The sequence below is a fragment of the Martelella mediterranea DSM 17316 genome (assembly GCF_002043005.1).
GTDB classification, from domain to species: domain Bacteria; phylum Pseudomonadota; class Alphaproteobacteria; order Rhizobiales; family Rhizobiaceae; genus Martelella; species Martelella mediterranea.
Genome location: NZ_CP020330.1, coordinates 3,457,497 through 3,471,787 on the forward strand (window position 1 = coordinate 3,457,497; position 14,291 = coordinate 3,471,787).

14 protein-coding genes are annotated in these 14,291 nt (G+C 60.3%); 2 read left to right on the plus strand and 12 right to left on the minus strand.

Annotated features, from left to right (window positions below; genetic code table 11):
* Positions 1-149: 149 nt before the first annotated feature.
* Together Mame_RS27630 and Mame_RS27635 are read left to right on the plus strand one after the other, a co-directional pair.
* Positions 150-749 carry a hypothetical protein gene (locus tag Mame_RS27630; RefSeq protein WP_328286101.1) on the plus strand — a complete coding sequence of 200 codons (600 nt, stop codon included), beginning with the start codon at positions 150-152 and terminating at the stop codon, positions 747-749.
* Positions 689-1,207 carry a site-specific integrase gene (locus Mame_RS27635; RefSeq protein WP_328286102.1) on the plus strand — a complete coding sequence of 173 codons (519 nt, stop codon included), beginning with the start codon at positions 689-691 and terminating at the stop codon, positions 1,205-1,207. The genes Mame_RS27630 and Mame_RS27635 overlap by 61 nt, the downstream gene beginning before the upstream one ends.
* Before the next feature lie 436 nt (positions 1,208-1,643).
* Here the strand turns inward: Mame_RS27635 and cnbZ are convergent, their stop codons facing one another.
* The 12 genes from cnbZ to Mame_RS16145 form a co-directional block, all read right to left on the minus strand.
* The gene (gene cnbZ / locus Mame_RS16090; protein WP_018064199.1) at positions 1,644-2,390 is read right to left on the minus strand and encodes a 2-amino-5-chloromuconate deaminase CnbZ; all 747 of its coding nucleotides are present in this window, start codon (positions 2,388-2,390) and stop codon (positions 1,644-1,646) included.
* A gap of 34 nt (positions 2,391-2,424) precedes the next feature.
* The gene (locus Mame_RS16095; RefSeq protein ID WP_235726806.1) at positions 2,425-3,192 is read right to left on the minus strand and encodes an aspartate dehydrogenase domain-containing protein; all 768 of its coding nucleotides are present in this window, start codon (positions 3,190-3,192) and stop codon (positions 2,425-2,427) included.
* 40 nt (positions 3,193-3,232) lie between these two features.
* The gene (locus Mame_RS16100) at positions 3,233-4,711 is read right to left on the minus strand and encodes an aldehyde dehydrogenase family protein (protein WP_018064201.1); all 1,479 of its coding nucleotides are present in this window, start codon (positions 4,709-4,711) and stop codon (positions 3,233-3,235) included.
* 30 nt (positions 4,712-4,741) lie between these two features.
* Positions 4,742-5,461, minus strand: coding sequence for an ABC transporter ATP-binding protein (locus Mame_RS16105; RefSeq protein ID WP_018064202.1), 720 nt, complete (start codon positions 5,459-5,461; stop codon positions 4,742-4,744).
* Positions 5,454-6,209 carry an ABC transporter ATP-binding protein gene (locus tag Mame_RS16110; protein ID WP_018064203.1) on the minus strand — a complete coding sequence of 252 codons (756 nt, stop codon included), beginning with the start codon at positions 6,207-6,209 and terminating at the stop codon, positions 5,454-5,456. The genes Mame_RS16105 and Mame_RS16110 overlap by 8 nt, the downstream gene beginning before the upstream one ends.
* Complete coding sequence (locus tag Mame_RS16115; RefSeq protein WP_018064204.1) at positions 6,206-7,150, minus strand: branched-chain amino acid ABC transporter permease; 945 nt, start codon at positions 7,148-7,150, stop codon at positions 6,206-6,208. The genes Mame_RS16110 and Mame_RS16115 overlap by 4 nt, the downstream gene beginning before the upstream one ends.
* Positions 7,147-8,013, minus strand: a complete 867-nt coding sequence (locus Mame_RS16120; RefSeq protein ID WP_018064205.1) for a branched-chain amino acid ABC transporter permease — start codon at positions 8,011-8,013, stop codon at positions 7,147-7,149. The genes Mame_RS16115 and Mame_RS16120 overlap by 4 nt, the downstream gene beginning before the upstream one ends.
* 75 nt (positions 8,014-8,088) lie before the next feature.
* A complete protein-coding gene (locus tag Mame_RS16125) occupies positions 8,089-9,291 on the minus strand; it encodes an amino acid ABC transporter substrate-binding protein (protein ID WP_018064206.1) in 1,203 nt (400 codons plus the stop codon).
* A gap of 126 nt (positions 9,292-9,417) precedes the next feature.
* Complete coding sequence (locus Mame_RS16130; protein WP_018064207.1) at positions 9,418-10,320, minus strand: LysR family transcriptional regulator; 903 nt, start codon at positions 10,318-10,320, stop codon at positions 9,418-9,420.
* A gap of 285 nt (positions 10,321-10,605) precedes the next feature.
* Entirely contained in the window at positions 10,606-12,360 is a 1,755-nt protein-coding gene (locus Mame_RS16135; RefSeq protein ID WP_018064208.1) for a serine hydrolase domain-containing protein, read from the minus strand.
* Positions 12,361-12,494: 134 nt separating this feature from the next.
* Positions 12,495-13,490, minus strand: a complete 996-nt coding sequence (locus tag Mame_RS16140) for an NADPH:quinone reductase (protein WP_018064209.1) — start codon at positions 13,488-13,490, stop codon at positions 12,495-12,497.
* A 7-nt stretch (positions 13,491-13,497) separates the two neighbouring features.
* Entirely contained in the window at positions 13,498-14,289 is a 792-nt protein-coding gene (locus Mame_RS16145) for an SDR family NAD(P)-dependent oxidoreductase (RefSeq protein WP_155122131.1), read from the minus strand.
* Between the last annotated feature and the right edge of the window lie 2 nt (positions 14,290-14,291).

A 14,291-nucleotide genomic window follows, 5' to 3' on the forward strand; every position in this document is an offset into this window, starting at 1 on the left:
AGCCAGAAGTTCTCGTTTTTCAGTTTTTTCAGACACTTACAGAAACCTTATTTCTGTCTCTTTTCCGCTCGTTCGGTACCAAATACGTCGATCTCGACACTGGTCTGGGTACAGAGCGCCAAATAAAACTCCGTGTACCAAATCAGGAGATGGGCTCGATCAGACGCGCAAACGAAAAGAGCAGCAGCTACCATGCTCGCGTGCGCGTGATGCGAGAGGGGACGTCCTATCACGAGACCAGGACTTTTGACAGACGCCCTGCCGCAACCGCCTGGATAAGGAAGCGCGAGAAAGAGCTGGCCAGACCTGGTACGTTGGAGGCGTTAAATGCGCAAGACCCGCCACTCTCCAAAGCCATCGAGCGCTACATCAAAGAAGCGGTCAAAGAAATCGGACGCACGAAGGCACGAGTCCTGAAGACGGCCTATCCGATCGCCGACATGCCCTGCTCCGCCATCAGGTCAAAGAACAGCATCGCGTTCCTTCAGTTCCTTCCCGGGCAACCACAAACCGTCGGGAATTACGCAAGCCACCTCGCCTCCATATTTGCCATTGCGCGGCCGATGTGGGACTTTCGGCTTGACGACAGGGAAATGAGAGACGCCATCACGGTGGCGCGCCGCATGGGATCATATCCCGTTCAGTTCAGCGCCACCGCAGACCCACCCTCGATGAACTCGACCGATTATTGGCGCATTTCATCGATCGGCGCCGAAGAACACCTCAGGCAATGCCAATGCACAAGGTGATCATTTTCGCTCTCTTCTCGACCCGCCGACAGGCAGAGATCACCCGCCTCACCTGGGCAGATTTCCAGAAGCAACACAAACGCATCCTGGTTCGTGACATGAAGCACCCGGGTGAGAAGCTTGGCAATGATACATGGGTCGACCTTCCCGACGAAGCCATCCGTATCATCGACAGCATGCCCAAGCGTAAATCGGAGATATTCCCCTACTCCCCGGATGCAATCACAGCGAACTTCACACGGGCTTGCAAGCTACTCGGAATTGAAGACTTGCACTTCCACGATCTGCGCCACGACGGCATCTCGCGCCTGTTCGAGATGGGCTGGAACATCCCGCATGTTGCAGCGGTCAGCGGACACAGGTCCTGGGTGAGCCTTAAACGTTATATCCACATCCGTGAGACCGGCGACAAGTATGCCAATTTGCAAGGCTTGCAACTCGCGAGCGGAAACGACTGAACGCCCCCGGAGGCTCACCGGTTTATCTCTTTGAGATAAGCCTGATGGGTTGAAGCGTTACGCGTCTGCGCCCTAAGCGTATGCCTGTTTGAGACGGCTCTTCGCGCGTCGCGCAGAATCTGCCGGCTTCATCTACCCCCTGCGCCTTTCACAGTGCCGCAACGAACGGCAGGTCGCTCGGGCAAGCTTCTGAACGGCTGGCATAGGTGCAAGGCGGCCGCCCAAATTCGGCATTGACATGAATTTTCATTTTGAAGCACGTAGTAATATATCACTCTGCAGAGTGGTTGCGGGGGCGGGATTTGGACACTGTTTTTTGCTCACAGCCATTTGCTGTTTCATCAAGGCTGCTCGTGCCACGCGATATCTTTAAGCGCTTACTTCCCGAAAACGTTCCAGGCTGAGATTCACCTGCACACCCCAGGCCTACGTCGCTTCACAGAATGATTTCGTCGAACACCCGGCGGCAGTCCATCTCATATTCCAAACCGACAATTGGCGGCCGGTTGTAGTGCCAGGAAAACCCGTTTCGGTGGGCGCCGCGCGGGCCGAGTTCGGTCTCGATCAGGGTGTGGATGTCATGGACCGAATAGATCTGCGCCGCCGTCGTATCCGCCCACTTGCCGCCGAAAAAGCCCATGCGGCGCTCCATCTCATCGAGCACGAAGGCGGCCTTCTCGCGAATGGCGTCAGGACCTGTCTCACCCGGACGAACGATATGGTCGCGGTAATTGGCCTTGCCCTCCGGCACCTCGCCGGAACCGGCAATCGCGAAGGTCTTCGGCGCGTCCTCATCCTTCACCGTGTAGCAGAAGGCATGGAACCCGGGCTCCTCCGGCGCGCCGATCTCGGGGCAGATATTGGAGCGCGCTACCGGATTGTCATCGCCTTCCATGATGTTCCAGGCGATGAGCGTTTCGGCGTAAAGCGTGTTGAAGGCGGCAAACCCCTCCTCGGTGAACTGGCCGGGCGAGCGCAACTCACAGGCGCAGAAGGCTTGCAACGGCCGGCCGATTTCGCGCAAATGCGTCGCGATTCGCTCAAAGCCCTCCTCCATCGGTACAACATCGAAGAAGCGGGCGCGGACGATGCGGTAGCCATCAAGGGCCGCGACACCGGCCGAATACTGCATCACGCCCGGAATATAGTGGTAACCGCCGGCCGCCATGGTTTTTGTCTGCATAATCAATTCCTTCTGTCTGATATGTGCTTCCGGCTCACGAGCCGAGCGAAACGGCACTTTCCATACGCCTCAAGGCAGCGATGATGCTGTAGGCCGTGATCGCGCTGCTCTTCGGATTGTCCGCATCGGGCAGGTTTTCCGACACGGCCCTGATCTTGCCGCCCCTGGAGCGAATGGTGAGTTCATGCGTATTCAGGGCGATACCGGGATCGGCCCAGATCTCGACAGATGTCCGATCGGCGCCGAACCCTGCAAGCGCGACGGTCGCCGCCACATTGATGTTCTTCGGAAAGGCTGCGATCGATTGCCGGGCACTGCCGGAGAACAGGCGTGTGGGCTCTTTGATCTCAGACGCCGCCACGATGGTGTCACCGATCCTGACGCTATCACCGAAGGAATGCGGCGGCTTGCTGGTTTTCAACGTCACCGCCTCCAGTCCGATCTCGCGCGCTGCCCGCAGCCCGTCAAGTCCGGTAACCGCACCGGATGGCACAAGGATCGCAAGGTCTGCTGCACGTACGGCATCGAGAAAGCCTTCGGCGATCAACAATTGCCCGACGCTTGCCACGACAAACCTCTTGCCGCCGTGGTTCAGCATCGCGTTACCAAGCTCCAGGAAAGCCGATGGCGGCAGGCACTCGACCACGATATCGGCCGCTACCGGCAGTTCGGAAAGCGGCAGGATGGCGGGAGAAGAACGCAAGCCGGAAAGACGCGCGGTCGCCGTCGTGACATCACGCAGTGCGACGGCTTTCAGTTGAAGACCCTCGATCCCCTGATCAAGGGCTTTTGCGACCCGCATGCCGATCGATCCCAGACCGGCGACTGCGACCGAGTGACATTCAGCCATAATTGACCACAAGGAGCTTGATGTCGGTCATACTATCCATCGCATAGCGCGTGCCCTCGCGGCCGAGGCCGGAATCCTTCCAGCCGCCAAAGGGCATAGTGTCGATGCGGTAGATCGGCACGTCATTGATCATCAGCGCGCCGACATCCCAGTCCTCCAGCGCGCGGAAGGCGGCCTTCATGTCGTTGGTGAAGAACCCGCCCTGCAGGCCGAACCGGCTGTCGGCGGCGCGGCGCACGCCCTCATCGGCATCCTTCACCTTCGTCAGCGTCACCACCGGTCCGAAAATCTCGTCGGCCTCGACCTTCATGTCGGGTTTCGTGTCGGTCAGAACCGTCGGCGCGATGACGGCCTTGTCGCGCGTGCCGCCGGTCAGAACGCGCGCGCCCTGCTCGACGGCCTCGTTGATCCAGCTTTCGATACGCATCGCCGAGCGCTCGTCGATGACCGGTCCGACATCGACCCCCTCCTCCATCGGATTGCCGACCTTGCAGGCTTCCACACGGGCGACCAGCTCCTTCTCGAAGGCGTCATAGACCTTTTCATGGACGAAAATACGCTGAACGCCGATGCAATACTGGCCACCATAGACGACGCCGCCGCGCACGCAGCGTGCCGCCGCAAAGGCGATATCGGCATCATCGGAGACCACGACCGCCCCATTGCCGCCAAGTTCGAGCGAGACCTTCTTCTTGCCGCTCAGCGACTTGATATGCCAGCCGACCGGCACGCTGCCGGTGAAGGTGACCATGGCGATGCGATCATCACGCACCAGCTTTTCGGCAAGCGGCACATCGCAATGGACGACCGTCAGCGCCTCCTCAGGCAGACCGGCCTCATACAAGACTTCAGCCAGCAACCGGCTGGTGAGCGGGGTCTGCGGCGCGGGCTTGAGGATGACCGAATTGCCGACGGCAAAGGCCGGGGCCAGCTTGTGCAGCACCAGGTTCAGCGGAAAATTGAACGGTGTGATGGCCAGGATCGGGCCGATCGGGAACCTTCGGGCAATGCCGATGCGCCGGCCAAGCCCGTTGAGCGTCGCCAGATCGGCCTTCGACAGATCGAGCGGGCTGCCATCGGCAGACGCCGTCTGGTATTCGAAGACCGCGCCGTCGATATCGAGCGGCACTTCCTCGCCGCCGAAGGCGCGGGCCTCGCGGGCCGCGCCGCGCAGGTTCAAAAGCGAGCGTGATATCTCGCCGCGCGCATCATAAAGCGGCTTTCCCGCTTCCGCCGCGATGAGGCGGACGAATTCATCCTTGCGCGCCTCGATTAGGTCCGCAGTGCGCTCGAGAATATCGGCGCGCACGAAACGCGGCAGCTTGCGCATCATGTCGAAACCCTTTTGCGCTGTCAGGATCGCCTGCTCGATATCGGCCTCCTCGCAGACCGGCATATGCCCGACAAGGCTGCCGTCATAGGGCGAGAGAATGGCGTCCTGGCGGGGTTCGATTTTCTGGGAAGCATGCATCGGAATTGCTTTCTGTGTTTTCTCTAAATGTCAGGCCGCGCCGATATAGGCTTCGCGCACGGCGGGCTCCTGACGGAGTTGTTCTGAAGTGGCTGCAAGGGAAATGCGGCCGCGATCGATCACATATCCGCGATGGGCAAGGTCGAGCGCGGTCATCACATCCTGCTCGACAAGCAGGATGGCGACGCCGGTCTTGTTGATCTCGATGAGCGATTCGCTGAGGAGCTCGACGGCGCGCGGGGCAAGCCCCAGCGAAAGCTCGTCGATCATCAGAAGTTTCGGACGGCTCATGATCCCGCGACCGATCGCGCACATCTGCTGCTCGCCGCCCGACAGCGTCGAGGCATCCTGATGCGCCCGTTCGGCAAGGCGCGGGAACATGGTCATGACCCGTTCGAGATCTTCCTCGACCGAGGCGCCCCTCTTCCTGAGATAGGCGCCCATCATCAGATTGTCCTTCACCGACATGGTGCGAAACAGCCGCCGGCCTTCGGGCACATGGGCAATGCCGCCCGCCAGGATCCGGCGCGTGTCGGCGCCCGCGAGCTCCTGGCCGTCGATTACGATGCTGCCCGCCGTCGGCGGAAGCAGGCCGGAGATCGTGCGCAGCAGCGTCGTCTTGCCCGCGCCGTTGGAGCCGATCAGGCAAACGATCTCGCCGGCACTGACGGCAAGGTCGATGCCCCAGAGAACCCGGATTTCGCCGTAGCCGGCCTCAAGCTTGCTGATCTGGAAGAATGGTTCAGACATCGGCTTTCTCCCCGGCATTGGCTTTCGCATAACGATTGCCGAGATAGGCCTCGATCACCTTCTCGTTTCGCGTGATCTCGTCTGGCCGGCCTTCGGCGATCTTGGCGCCGTGATGCAGGACAACAATGCGGGTGCAAAGGCTCATCACCACCTTCATCAGATGTTCGATCAGGATGATGGTGACCCCGCGCGCCGCAATTGCCCGGATCATCTCGAGCGCCGTCTCGATCTCCGCCGGGTTGAGCCCGGCATTGACCTCGTCGAGCAGCAGCACCTTCGGCTTCATGGCAAGGCTCTTGGCCAGTTCCAGCCGCTTGCGGCCGGCAAGGGTCAGTTCGCTTGCCGGCGTGTCGCGATGGGCTTTCAGCCCGAGGAATTCGATCGCCTCGTCGGCGGCATGCATGGCCTCGGTGGTGGAGGCGGCCCCCGCGGCAAAGACCGCCGGCGCCATCACGTTTTCCAGCACGGTCATCTCGGGAAACGGCTGGACCACCTGATAGGTGCGGGCGACGCCGAGCCGGCTGATCTGATAAGGCTTCATGCCGTCGATGCGCCGGCCATCATAGATGACGCTGCCGGCAGACGGCTTGAAGACGCCCGTTACCAGATTGACGAGCGTGGTCTTTCCCGCGCCGTTGGGTCCGATGAGGCCGACGATCTCGCCGGGTTCGACCGCAAGATCGACATCATTGACGGCTGTCAGCCCGCCGAAGCGCTGGGTGAGACCGTTCAGTTCGAGAATGCTCATGGCCTGGTCTCCACTTTATGTGCCTTGCGCTTGCGCAGTTTGCGCATGGCGGTCCCGACAACGCCGTTGGGCAGGTAGAAGATCAATCCGACAATGAGGATGCCGAGAACGGCGGCATGGATGGACAGGAAGTTGCGCCACACCACTTCCTCGATGACTAAAAAGATTCCGGAGCCGATAACCGGACCGAGCAGCGTTCCGGGACCGCCGAGCATGGTCATCACGATCGGGCGAACGGTGGTCATCACCGAGTAGACATCCGGCGGTTCGATGTAGAACACCCATGAGGCATAGAGCGCGCCAGCGGAGCCGACGAACAGGGCGGAAAGCACAAAGGCGATGATCTTGTAAAGCGTGGTGTTGATGCCGACCATGGAGGAGGCATCCTCGTTCTGGCGAATGCAGCGAAGCGCAAAACCGATGCGTCCGGCCGAGACATACCAGCTCATCAGGAAGGTGAGCACGGCAAGGACCAGCATCGACCAGAAGAACAGGCGCGCCTGGGCGGCGACCGACATGCGGATGATCGGCAGGTTGAGCCCCATGCCGCCGCCCGTCAAGCTGGTCCAGGAGGTGGTGATTTCCAGAAGCACCTCGGCAAGAACAAGGCTCGCGATAGCGAAGTAGTGCCCCTTCAGGTGCAGAATGGCAGCGCCCATCGCGGCCGCGAAGGCTGCGGCCATCAATCCGGCCGCCGCCCAGGCAAGCGGCATGGCAAGGCCGAGCCCCTGCAGGATCGCGCCGGTATAGGCGCCAAGCCCGAAGAAGGCCGCCGTTGCGAAGGAGGGATAGCCGGCATAGCCGCCGATGATGTTCCACGACTGGGACAGCACGGCATACATGGCGAACATGGTGCCAAGGCGCAGGATGTAATTGTCTCCGAACACCGGCAGGAAGGCGATGAGGGCAAAGAAGCCAAGACCAATCAGCGGATGTCTCATTCATACCCCCTGCGGCCCATAATGCCGGTCGGCTTGAAGATAAGAAGCAGGATGAGCAGGACGAAAGCGATCGTCAGCCCGTGTTCCGGGCCGATGAACAGCGCGCCGAAACTCTGGATGAGGCCGAGCGCCAGCCCGCCGACGATGGCGCCGGCAATGCTGCCAAGCCCGCCGAGAACGCAGACAATAAAGGCGATCGACAGATATTCCGAGCTTGCCAGCGGTGAGATCGGGAAGACGAGGCTCAGCAGACTGCCCGCGGCACCGGCCATCAGCGCACCGATGCCGAAGGTAATCGCATAGATCGTCTTCACGTCGACGCCCATGAGGGCTGCCGCCTCCCGGTCCATGCGCACGGCGACGATGGCATGGCCGATCTTGGAGCGCACCAGAAGCAGGTATAAAAGCCCGGTCAGTACGCCTGCAAGCAGCATCGCCACCAGCCGGTCAAGCGGAAACACCAATCCGGCGATCACCTTGCTGCCAAGCGGGTTGGCAAGCTGTACCGAGCGATAATCGGCGCTGAAGGCGAGCAACATGCCGTTGTTCAGGAGAAGATCGAGGCCGAAGGTCAGGACCAGCGTCGTCAGAACCGGCGCGCCGACCACCCGGTTGATCAGGCCGAGCTGCACCACATAGCCGAGCGCAAACAAAAGCGCACCGGCGATGACAACCGAGACGAACGGGTGAATACCAAGGTGAACATAGGCGAAATAGGCGATGTAGGAGCCAAGAACGACAAATGAGCCGTGTAGCACGTTGATGACGTTCAGGACGCCCCACACCAGCGAGAAGCCGACCGAGATACAGGCATAGAGCCCGCCCAGCACCAGCCCGTTAAGGAGGATCTGTGCATATAGCATTGCTGTGTTTTCCGCTGTTTTTGCGGCCGACCGCGACAGCCGGCCGCTAAAGCGTTGAATGGCTGACGCCGGGACTTATTCGATACCGCCGAAACGCATATCGGCCTGCTTGATCTCTTCCGGATAGATCGTCTTCGTGGCGCCATCCTGGATCTGGAAGACCGGCGGCTCGAGTGAGTCGATCTGGCCGTTCTCGCCGAAATGCACCGGACCGTAGAAGGTCATGACATCCATCGCGGCAAGCGCATCGCGCACGGCGGACGGCTCGATCGTGCCGGCATCCTCGATGGCAAGCTGCAGAACGACGCCGGCAGCCGCAGCAGAGGCTTCCGCATAATCGGGCGTGGCATCATATTTCGCTTCGAAAGCCGTGACGAAGTCCGAAGTCGGACCAAAAACACCCTCGCCGTCATAGGCAACGGCCGGATGCCACCAGGCGGCACTCGAGACATTGTTCGAATGATCGCCGGTCGCCTCGATGAATTCCTTGTAGGCGGGACCGGCCAGCATCGTCAGCGCCTTCGGCTCGATGCCGAGATCGGCCATTTGGCGGCGGATGAGAATGAGATCGTTGATATAGCCGGTGGCGAAAATCCAGTCCGGTTTGGAGCGCATCAGGAGCGTCATGGCCGAGGCGTGGTCCATCGTTCCGATGGCGTATTCATCAAAGGAGATGACCTCGATGCCATTGTCGCCGGCCGATTTTTCCATTTCCTTGGCGATCGCCAGCGGAAACAGGTCGTTGCGAGCATAGATCGCGACAGTCGAGATGTCCTCGCCGGAATCGGCAACGATCCTGGCAAGCGGATCGGTCAACGTATTGTTGGGCGTGAACGTACCGAACAGATACTGATAACCCTGATCGTAAACCTCCACGGAGGAAGCCGTCGCGGCGACCATCGGGATCTGGTAGCGCTCGGCAACGGAGCTTGCCGCCTTTGCAGCACCCGAACCGAATGGCGCGAACAGGAAGTTCACATCATCGGCGGTGATCAACCGCTCGGCGGTCTGGACGGCGCGCGGCGTCTGGCTTTCGTAATCAACATACACGATCTCGACGTCATAGGTCGTGTCACCGGCGGTGACGCCGCCGGCTGCGTTGACGGTTTCGGCCCAGAGATCATAACCGCGCTGCTGCTTCAGACCTTCCGGGGAAAGAGGCCCCGTCAGTGGAAGCGGCGCGCCGATGCGGATCGTTTCATTGGCAAGTGCCGGCGTCGCCAGCAGCATTGTGGCACCGGCAAGCGCGAGCAGCCACGATTTCGTAGAATGCGTCATTTCGGAACCCCTCAGTTCTCGTTGTTTTTTGATGCACCGGGAGATTTGGCGGTCTCCGGATTTCAACAAGGTAAGGGGAAAAGCGTGCCTCGCGGAAGTCGTAATTCAGGCACACAGCGTTGCGTTCTACGCAACACCAACAAATTCATCGGCCACTTTCCGAATATACTCGACCAACCGGCCTGCGGCCGGGCTCAGTTCGATCTCCGCGCGCTTGCAGACCTGCGTCGTCGACTGCGACAACGTTGAGGAGGTGATCGGGACGCCGATCAGCTCACCGGATTCCAGTTCACGCTCGAACGAGAAGGCAGGCAGAAAGACGATGCCCATATCCTGAAGCGCAAACTGGCGCATCATGTCGATAGAATTGGTTTCCAGCCTGATCTTGAGCGCAAGCTGCTCGGACCTGACGACATGATCGACCAGCTGACGAATGCCGAAGGACTGGTCCGGGAGGCCGACCGGCTGATGGCGGACTTCGGTGAGGTTCAGTTCCCGCCGTCCGGCGAGTGGGTGGTGGCGCGACATCACCGCCATCACCGGCTGGCGCAGGCTGACCAGCGTATCGATCTCCTCGCGCGGAAACGGCTGGAAGGAAATACCGATATCGCAGCGTTCCTCTGCAACCGCCCGCATCACGCCATCGGTTCCGGCCACCAGCACTTGATAGGTGATATTCGGATGGTCCCTTCCGAAACGGGCAAGCGCGCGCGGCAGAAGACCGCCGATCATGCCCTCGACCGTGTAGATGATGACATGCCCACTCTCAAGGTTTTTCAGCGCATCGATTTCCGCGCGCAGCCGCTGCAGTTCCTTGTTGCGCCCCTTCACAAAGCGCAGCACCAGTTCACCCGCCGGCGTCAGCCGGACGCCCTGGGACTGGCGGACGAGAAGTTCGGTTCCGTAAGCATATTCCAGCTTCTGGATCTGCCGGCTGACCGAAGACGGCGAGATATGAAGCTTTTCCGAAGCCTTCCTGATCGAACCGAGCTCCGCAACAGTCTCAAACTGAAAGAAAGCCGTCTCCATATCCGTTTCCGTTTGAATTTACCGAAACGGGCTGCAGGCCCATTTCCTTTCAGCGGCTGACACTCTGACCTCAAAGCCACGATCCTTCAGAGAAAGGCTTACAGAAGCCGACCCTAAAAGGCTTTCCATATGCTGTGCTTCCCAAGCTATTGGGTGCAGACGCGTTTTGCAATGCGCACCATAAAGCTACGCTCCGCCCAAGCTCGGCCAGCGGGGTATCAAAGAGGCAAAACAGAAAGCGCCGGACAGGTCTTTTCCCGCTGCCAGGCGGATCATTCTTCGAGTTTATGGGCAGAAGGACTCGATTGCGTTTGCCGTGCGGATGAGGCTCTCCATGTTCTTTGCGCTCTCGTCGCCATCCCAGTTGGCCGCAATTCGGATCGCGGTGATGTCGTTTGGCATCAGCATGACGCGGTTGTCGCCCCAGCCATCCATGGACGGGAAATAGAGCGTGCATTCATCCGATTTGAAGGGATAGCGCCAGAAGGCCTTTCCGTAATAGGGCTTCGCTTCCTGACCGGTCGTAAGCCCGGCAGGTTCGCTGGTGGTGGCGATATCGGCCATCATCTCGGCGCTGAGTATCTGCTCGTCGCCAAACCTGCCGCCATTCTGGTAGAGCCTTGCAAGCTTCACGAGATCGCCCACCGTCGGATAAAGCCCATAGGCCGTTAGCGGCTGGCCTTCGCTGCCGTCATCCTCGATCGTCTTGTTGATCGGCATGTCATGAATGCCGATCGGTTCGTAAACATTCGCCTGGAGGAAGGACCAGGCATTCGGGTCCGGGTCCTGCTTTTCCTTCAGGTAGTTGGTGACGGCGACGCCAACGAGAAACATGTCCTCATCGCGGTAGCGCATCATCGCGCCGGGACCCCAGACATAGGGCTTGGCGGCGTTGAGCAGCAGGTTGAGCTTTTCTTCCTGCGATCGCGCCTCATAGAAGGCGTAGTAGTCGTCGGTATAGGGCGACCAGGATATTTTCGGCTCTGCCTCGCGCTGGCCATAGCCCATGCCGGTCGCCATGTTGAGCGCATCGCCGACCGTTACCTTGTCCCAGCCTTCGATGCCTTCGGCTTCCGGCACGAGGTCCGTGATCGTCATGTCGAAGATCTCGGGACCGTACTTCTCCGAAACGCTCAGCATCGCAGCAGCCGCGACCAGCGATTTCGACACCGACCAGACACCGAAGCGCTGTCGGTCGCAATAGGGCAGTTCGCCGGCCGGCGTCGGGCAGGATTTCAGATAGAAGGTATCCTCTACCATCAACCCGTCCAGCAGAAGTTCGTTGGGGCGGATGTCGCTGTCGAAGCCTTCCAGCGTGTCGGCACCAACCTTTTTCTCCAGCGCGGACCACGGGCGGATGTCCTCGGCATCGGCCCTGGCAATCTCGAATCGCGCGGCCAGCGCATCAGCATCATCAACTGCCGTGGAAGTCAGCTCGGCAGGCAGGCTTCCTGCGGCGGTGAAATAGGTCTCAACGTAGAAAGGCGCTGTTTCCGTCAGTATCTGATAGCGGAGATCGCTGATTTCGCCGTCCCTGTAGAGGAACATGGCAACGCCGTTATGGGTCTCGCCCTCGATCATATGGACCAGCGAGAACGGAAACGACGCCCGCGACCAACCGTCATCGCCAATCGACCAGACCTTTCCGGGCTGAACGATGATATCCCAGAAGCTGCTGCCGTTTTCCGTCGATCCGGCGCGGATGACGTCCTGCGTGGCGGGCACGAGCTCATCGCCGAGGGTGATGAACGAAAGATCGACAGCCGGGAAAAGCTGCGGGTTCTTGCCGAGTACCTCCCCGCTCGCAATCTCGGCAGGATCACTCGGCATCGGGGTCTCGGAAATCGACAGCGTGCCCTCGAAGGCCTCCTTTGCCGGCCCCGCATCTTGCGGCGGCACGAACAGAGCGTTGTCGACCAGCGCATAGTCGTCAATCGACGCAGTGAAATCGTCAATGGTAAAACGGGTTTCATCGGCAAGCGCTGTACTTGTGACCATCGCGCCAAGCGACACCATCATGGGCAGAAGCAGTCGTTTCATGGGCTTTTTCTCCAATCTGTTGTCATTGCGGCCGGCTCCGCGATGGCCGCCCATTCCCCAGCAAAGCCTGTCCGGCCGCGCAGTATGTATCTTCACTTCGCATCGGCTCCCGCCGAAGGGTCGGATACGGTGGCTCAAGCGCCGTTGATCTTCAGCACCACCGAACCACGCACCTCGCCCGCTTCGATCTCGCGGTGGGCGAAGGCGCAGTCTGCGAGCGGGATCAGGCGGGCAATGCGATGCTGCAGGCGGCCGGCTTCCAGCGCATCCTGAATGTCGGAAACGGCATGGTCCTTGGCCTCATCCGGCATGGCGTAGACAATCACCATGCGGATGGTGATGTCGAGATACATCATCTTGAGGAAGGGCAGCTTCGGCTCCTTCTCGACCGTCGATGAATAGGTCGCGATGACGCCGCTTGTGCCAATGACCTTCAGCACATTTTCGAGATTGGCGCCGAACTCGACCTCCACCACGCGGTCCACCTTCTCACCGTTGGTTGCGGCCAGAAGCGCTTCCGGCCAGCCGGCGTCGCGGTGATTGACAATGATCGATGCACCGGCATTGCGGCAGGCATCGGCATCGGCGTCATTGCTGGCGGTCGCAATCACGCGGGCGCCGGAAAGCGCTGCCCACTGGATCGCGTAAAAGCCGACGCGGCCCGCCCCGCCGGTGACAAGCACGGTCTTGCCGTTGACCGATCCATCGGCGAAAACGCAGCGGTGCGCGGTCATGGCCGGAATGCCGAGGCAGGCGCCGACTTCGAAGCTTGCAGACTCAGGAAGGCACGGCGCATGGGCCGACGGCAACGCGACATATTCCGCCGCCGTGCCGAAACGGCGGCCGTATTGCGCATTGAAGGTGAAGACCCGCTCGCCGATCCGAGCTTCGGGCACGCCTTCGCCGACGGCCGCGATTACGCCGGCGCCATCGCTGTGGGGAATGACATATCCATTGTCGAGAAGGTTCGGAAAGGACGCCATCCGCTTCTTCGTATCGGACGGATTGACGGCACTGGTGTGCAACTTCACCAGCACCTCGCCGAGGCCTGCGACGGGCGTTTCGATATCGCCGTAGATCAGCACCTCATCGGCATCGCCGAATTTTTCAAACCGGACTGCTTTCATCATAACGCTCCTAAAAGGGGACTGAGAGGCTTTCGGTGTGCCCATCGACGGCGATCACCTGGCCGGACACCATGCCCGCATCCTTCGACGCCAGAAACACGCACATGCGGGCAATATCGTCGGCGCCGACAAATTTGCGCATGGACACCTGGCTCTCGTAGATTCTGCGCACATCGCCAGCTTTCATGCCGCGGCTTTTTGCATCCCGCGCAATCACGCCATCAATGCGTGGGCCTTCCACCGATCCCGGGCAGACGGCATTGGCGCGGATTCCGAAGGGGCCAAGCTCCATCGCAAGCGTCTTTGTGAGCCCGATGATAGCCCATTTGGAGGCAGCATAGGAGGTACGGTTCGGATAGCCGAAAAGGGCGGCCGTCGAGGCGATATTGATGATCGCGCCCTGCCCCATTGCCTTCATGGCTGGCACCACTTCCTTGAGGAAATAAAAGGTGCCGTTGACATTGATATCCATGGTGCGGCGGAAGTCTTCGGCATCGACCGCTTCCACCGGCGCATTCATGCCGGAAATGCCGGCATTGTTGACGAGAAGGTCGAGCCGGCCACCGGTCGCCGCAACAACCTCCGCCACCAGCGCAGACACCGCGGTCTCATCGGCGACATTGCAGACACTGGCGGTGATACCGGCGGTCTGCATGCTTTCGACGGCCTCCGGATCGACATCGCAGATGAACACGCGAAAGCCCGCGGCCTTCAGATTGAGGGCGATCGCCTTGCCGATGCCGGAGCCGGCGCCGGTGACCAGAGCCACCGGGCTATCTGTTTCGGGTTTTGTCTGAGACAAGA

Excerpts from the sequence above, each read along its gene's own strand:
- Mame_RS16110 (WP_018064203.1), bottom strand. The coding sequence starts at position 6,209 with ATGAGCATTCTCGAACTGAACGGTCTCACCCAGCGCTTCGGCGGGCTG.
- Mame_RS16135 (WP_018064208.1), bottom strand. The coding sequence starts at position 12,360 with ATGAAACGACTGCTTCTGCCCATGATGGTGTCGCTTGGCGCGATGGTC.
- Mame_RS27630 (WP_328286101.1), top strand. The coding sequence starts at position 150 with ATGGGCTCGATCAGACGCGCAAACGAAAAGAGCAGCAGCTACCATGCT.
- cnbZ (WP_018064199.1), bottom strand. The coding sequence starts at position 2,390 with ATGCAGACAAAAACCATGGCGGCCGGCGGTTACCACTATATTCCGGGC.
- Mame_RS16140 (WP_018064209.1), bottom strand. The coding sequence starts at position 13,490 with ATGATGAAAGCAGTCCGGTTTGAAAAATTCGGCGATGCCGATGAGGTG.
- Mame_RS16125 (WP_018064206.1), bottom strand. The coding sequence starts at position 9,291 with ATGACGCATTCTACGAAATCGTGGCTGCTCGCGCTTGCCGGTGCCACA.
- Mame_RS16130 (WP_018064207.1), bottom strand. The coding sequence starts at position 10,320 with ATGGAGACGGCTTTCTTTCAGTTTGAGACTGTTGCGGAGCTCGGTTCG.
- Mame_RS16120 (WP_018064205.1), bottom strand. The coding sequence starts at position 8,013 with ATGCTATATGCACAGATCCTCCTTAACGGGCTGGTGCTGGGCGGGCTC.
- Mame_RS16095 (WP_235726806.1), bottom strand. The coding sequence starts at position 3,192 with ATGCGGGTCGCAAAAGCCCTTGATCAGGGGATCGAGGGTCTTCAACTG.
- Mame_RS16105 (WP_018064202.1), bottom strand. The coding sequence starts at position 5,461 with ATGTCTGAACCATTCTTCCAGATCAGCAAGCTTGAGGCCGGCTACGGC.
- Mame_RS16115 (WP_018064204.1), bottom strand. The coding sequence starts at position 7,150 with ATGAGACATCCGCTGATTGGTCTTGGCTTCTTTGCCCTCATCGCCTTC.
- Mame_RS16100 (WP_018064201.1), bottom strand. The coding sequence starts at position 4,711 with ATGCATGCTTCCCAGAAAATCGAACCCCGCCAGGACGCCATTCTCTCG.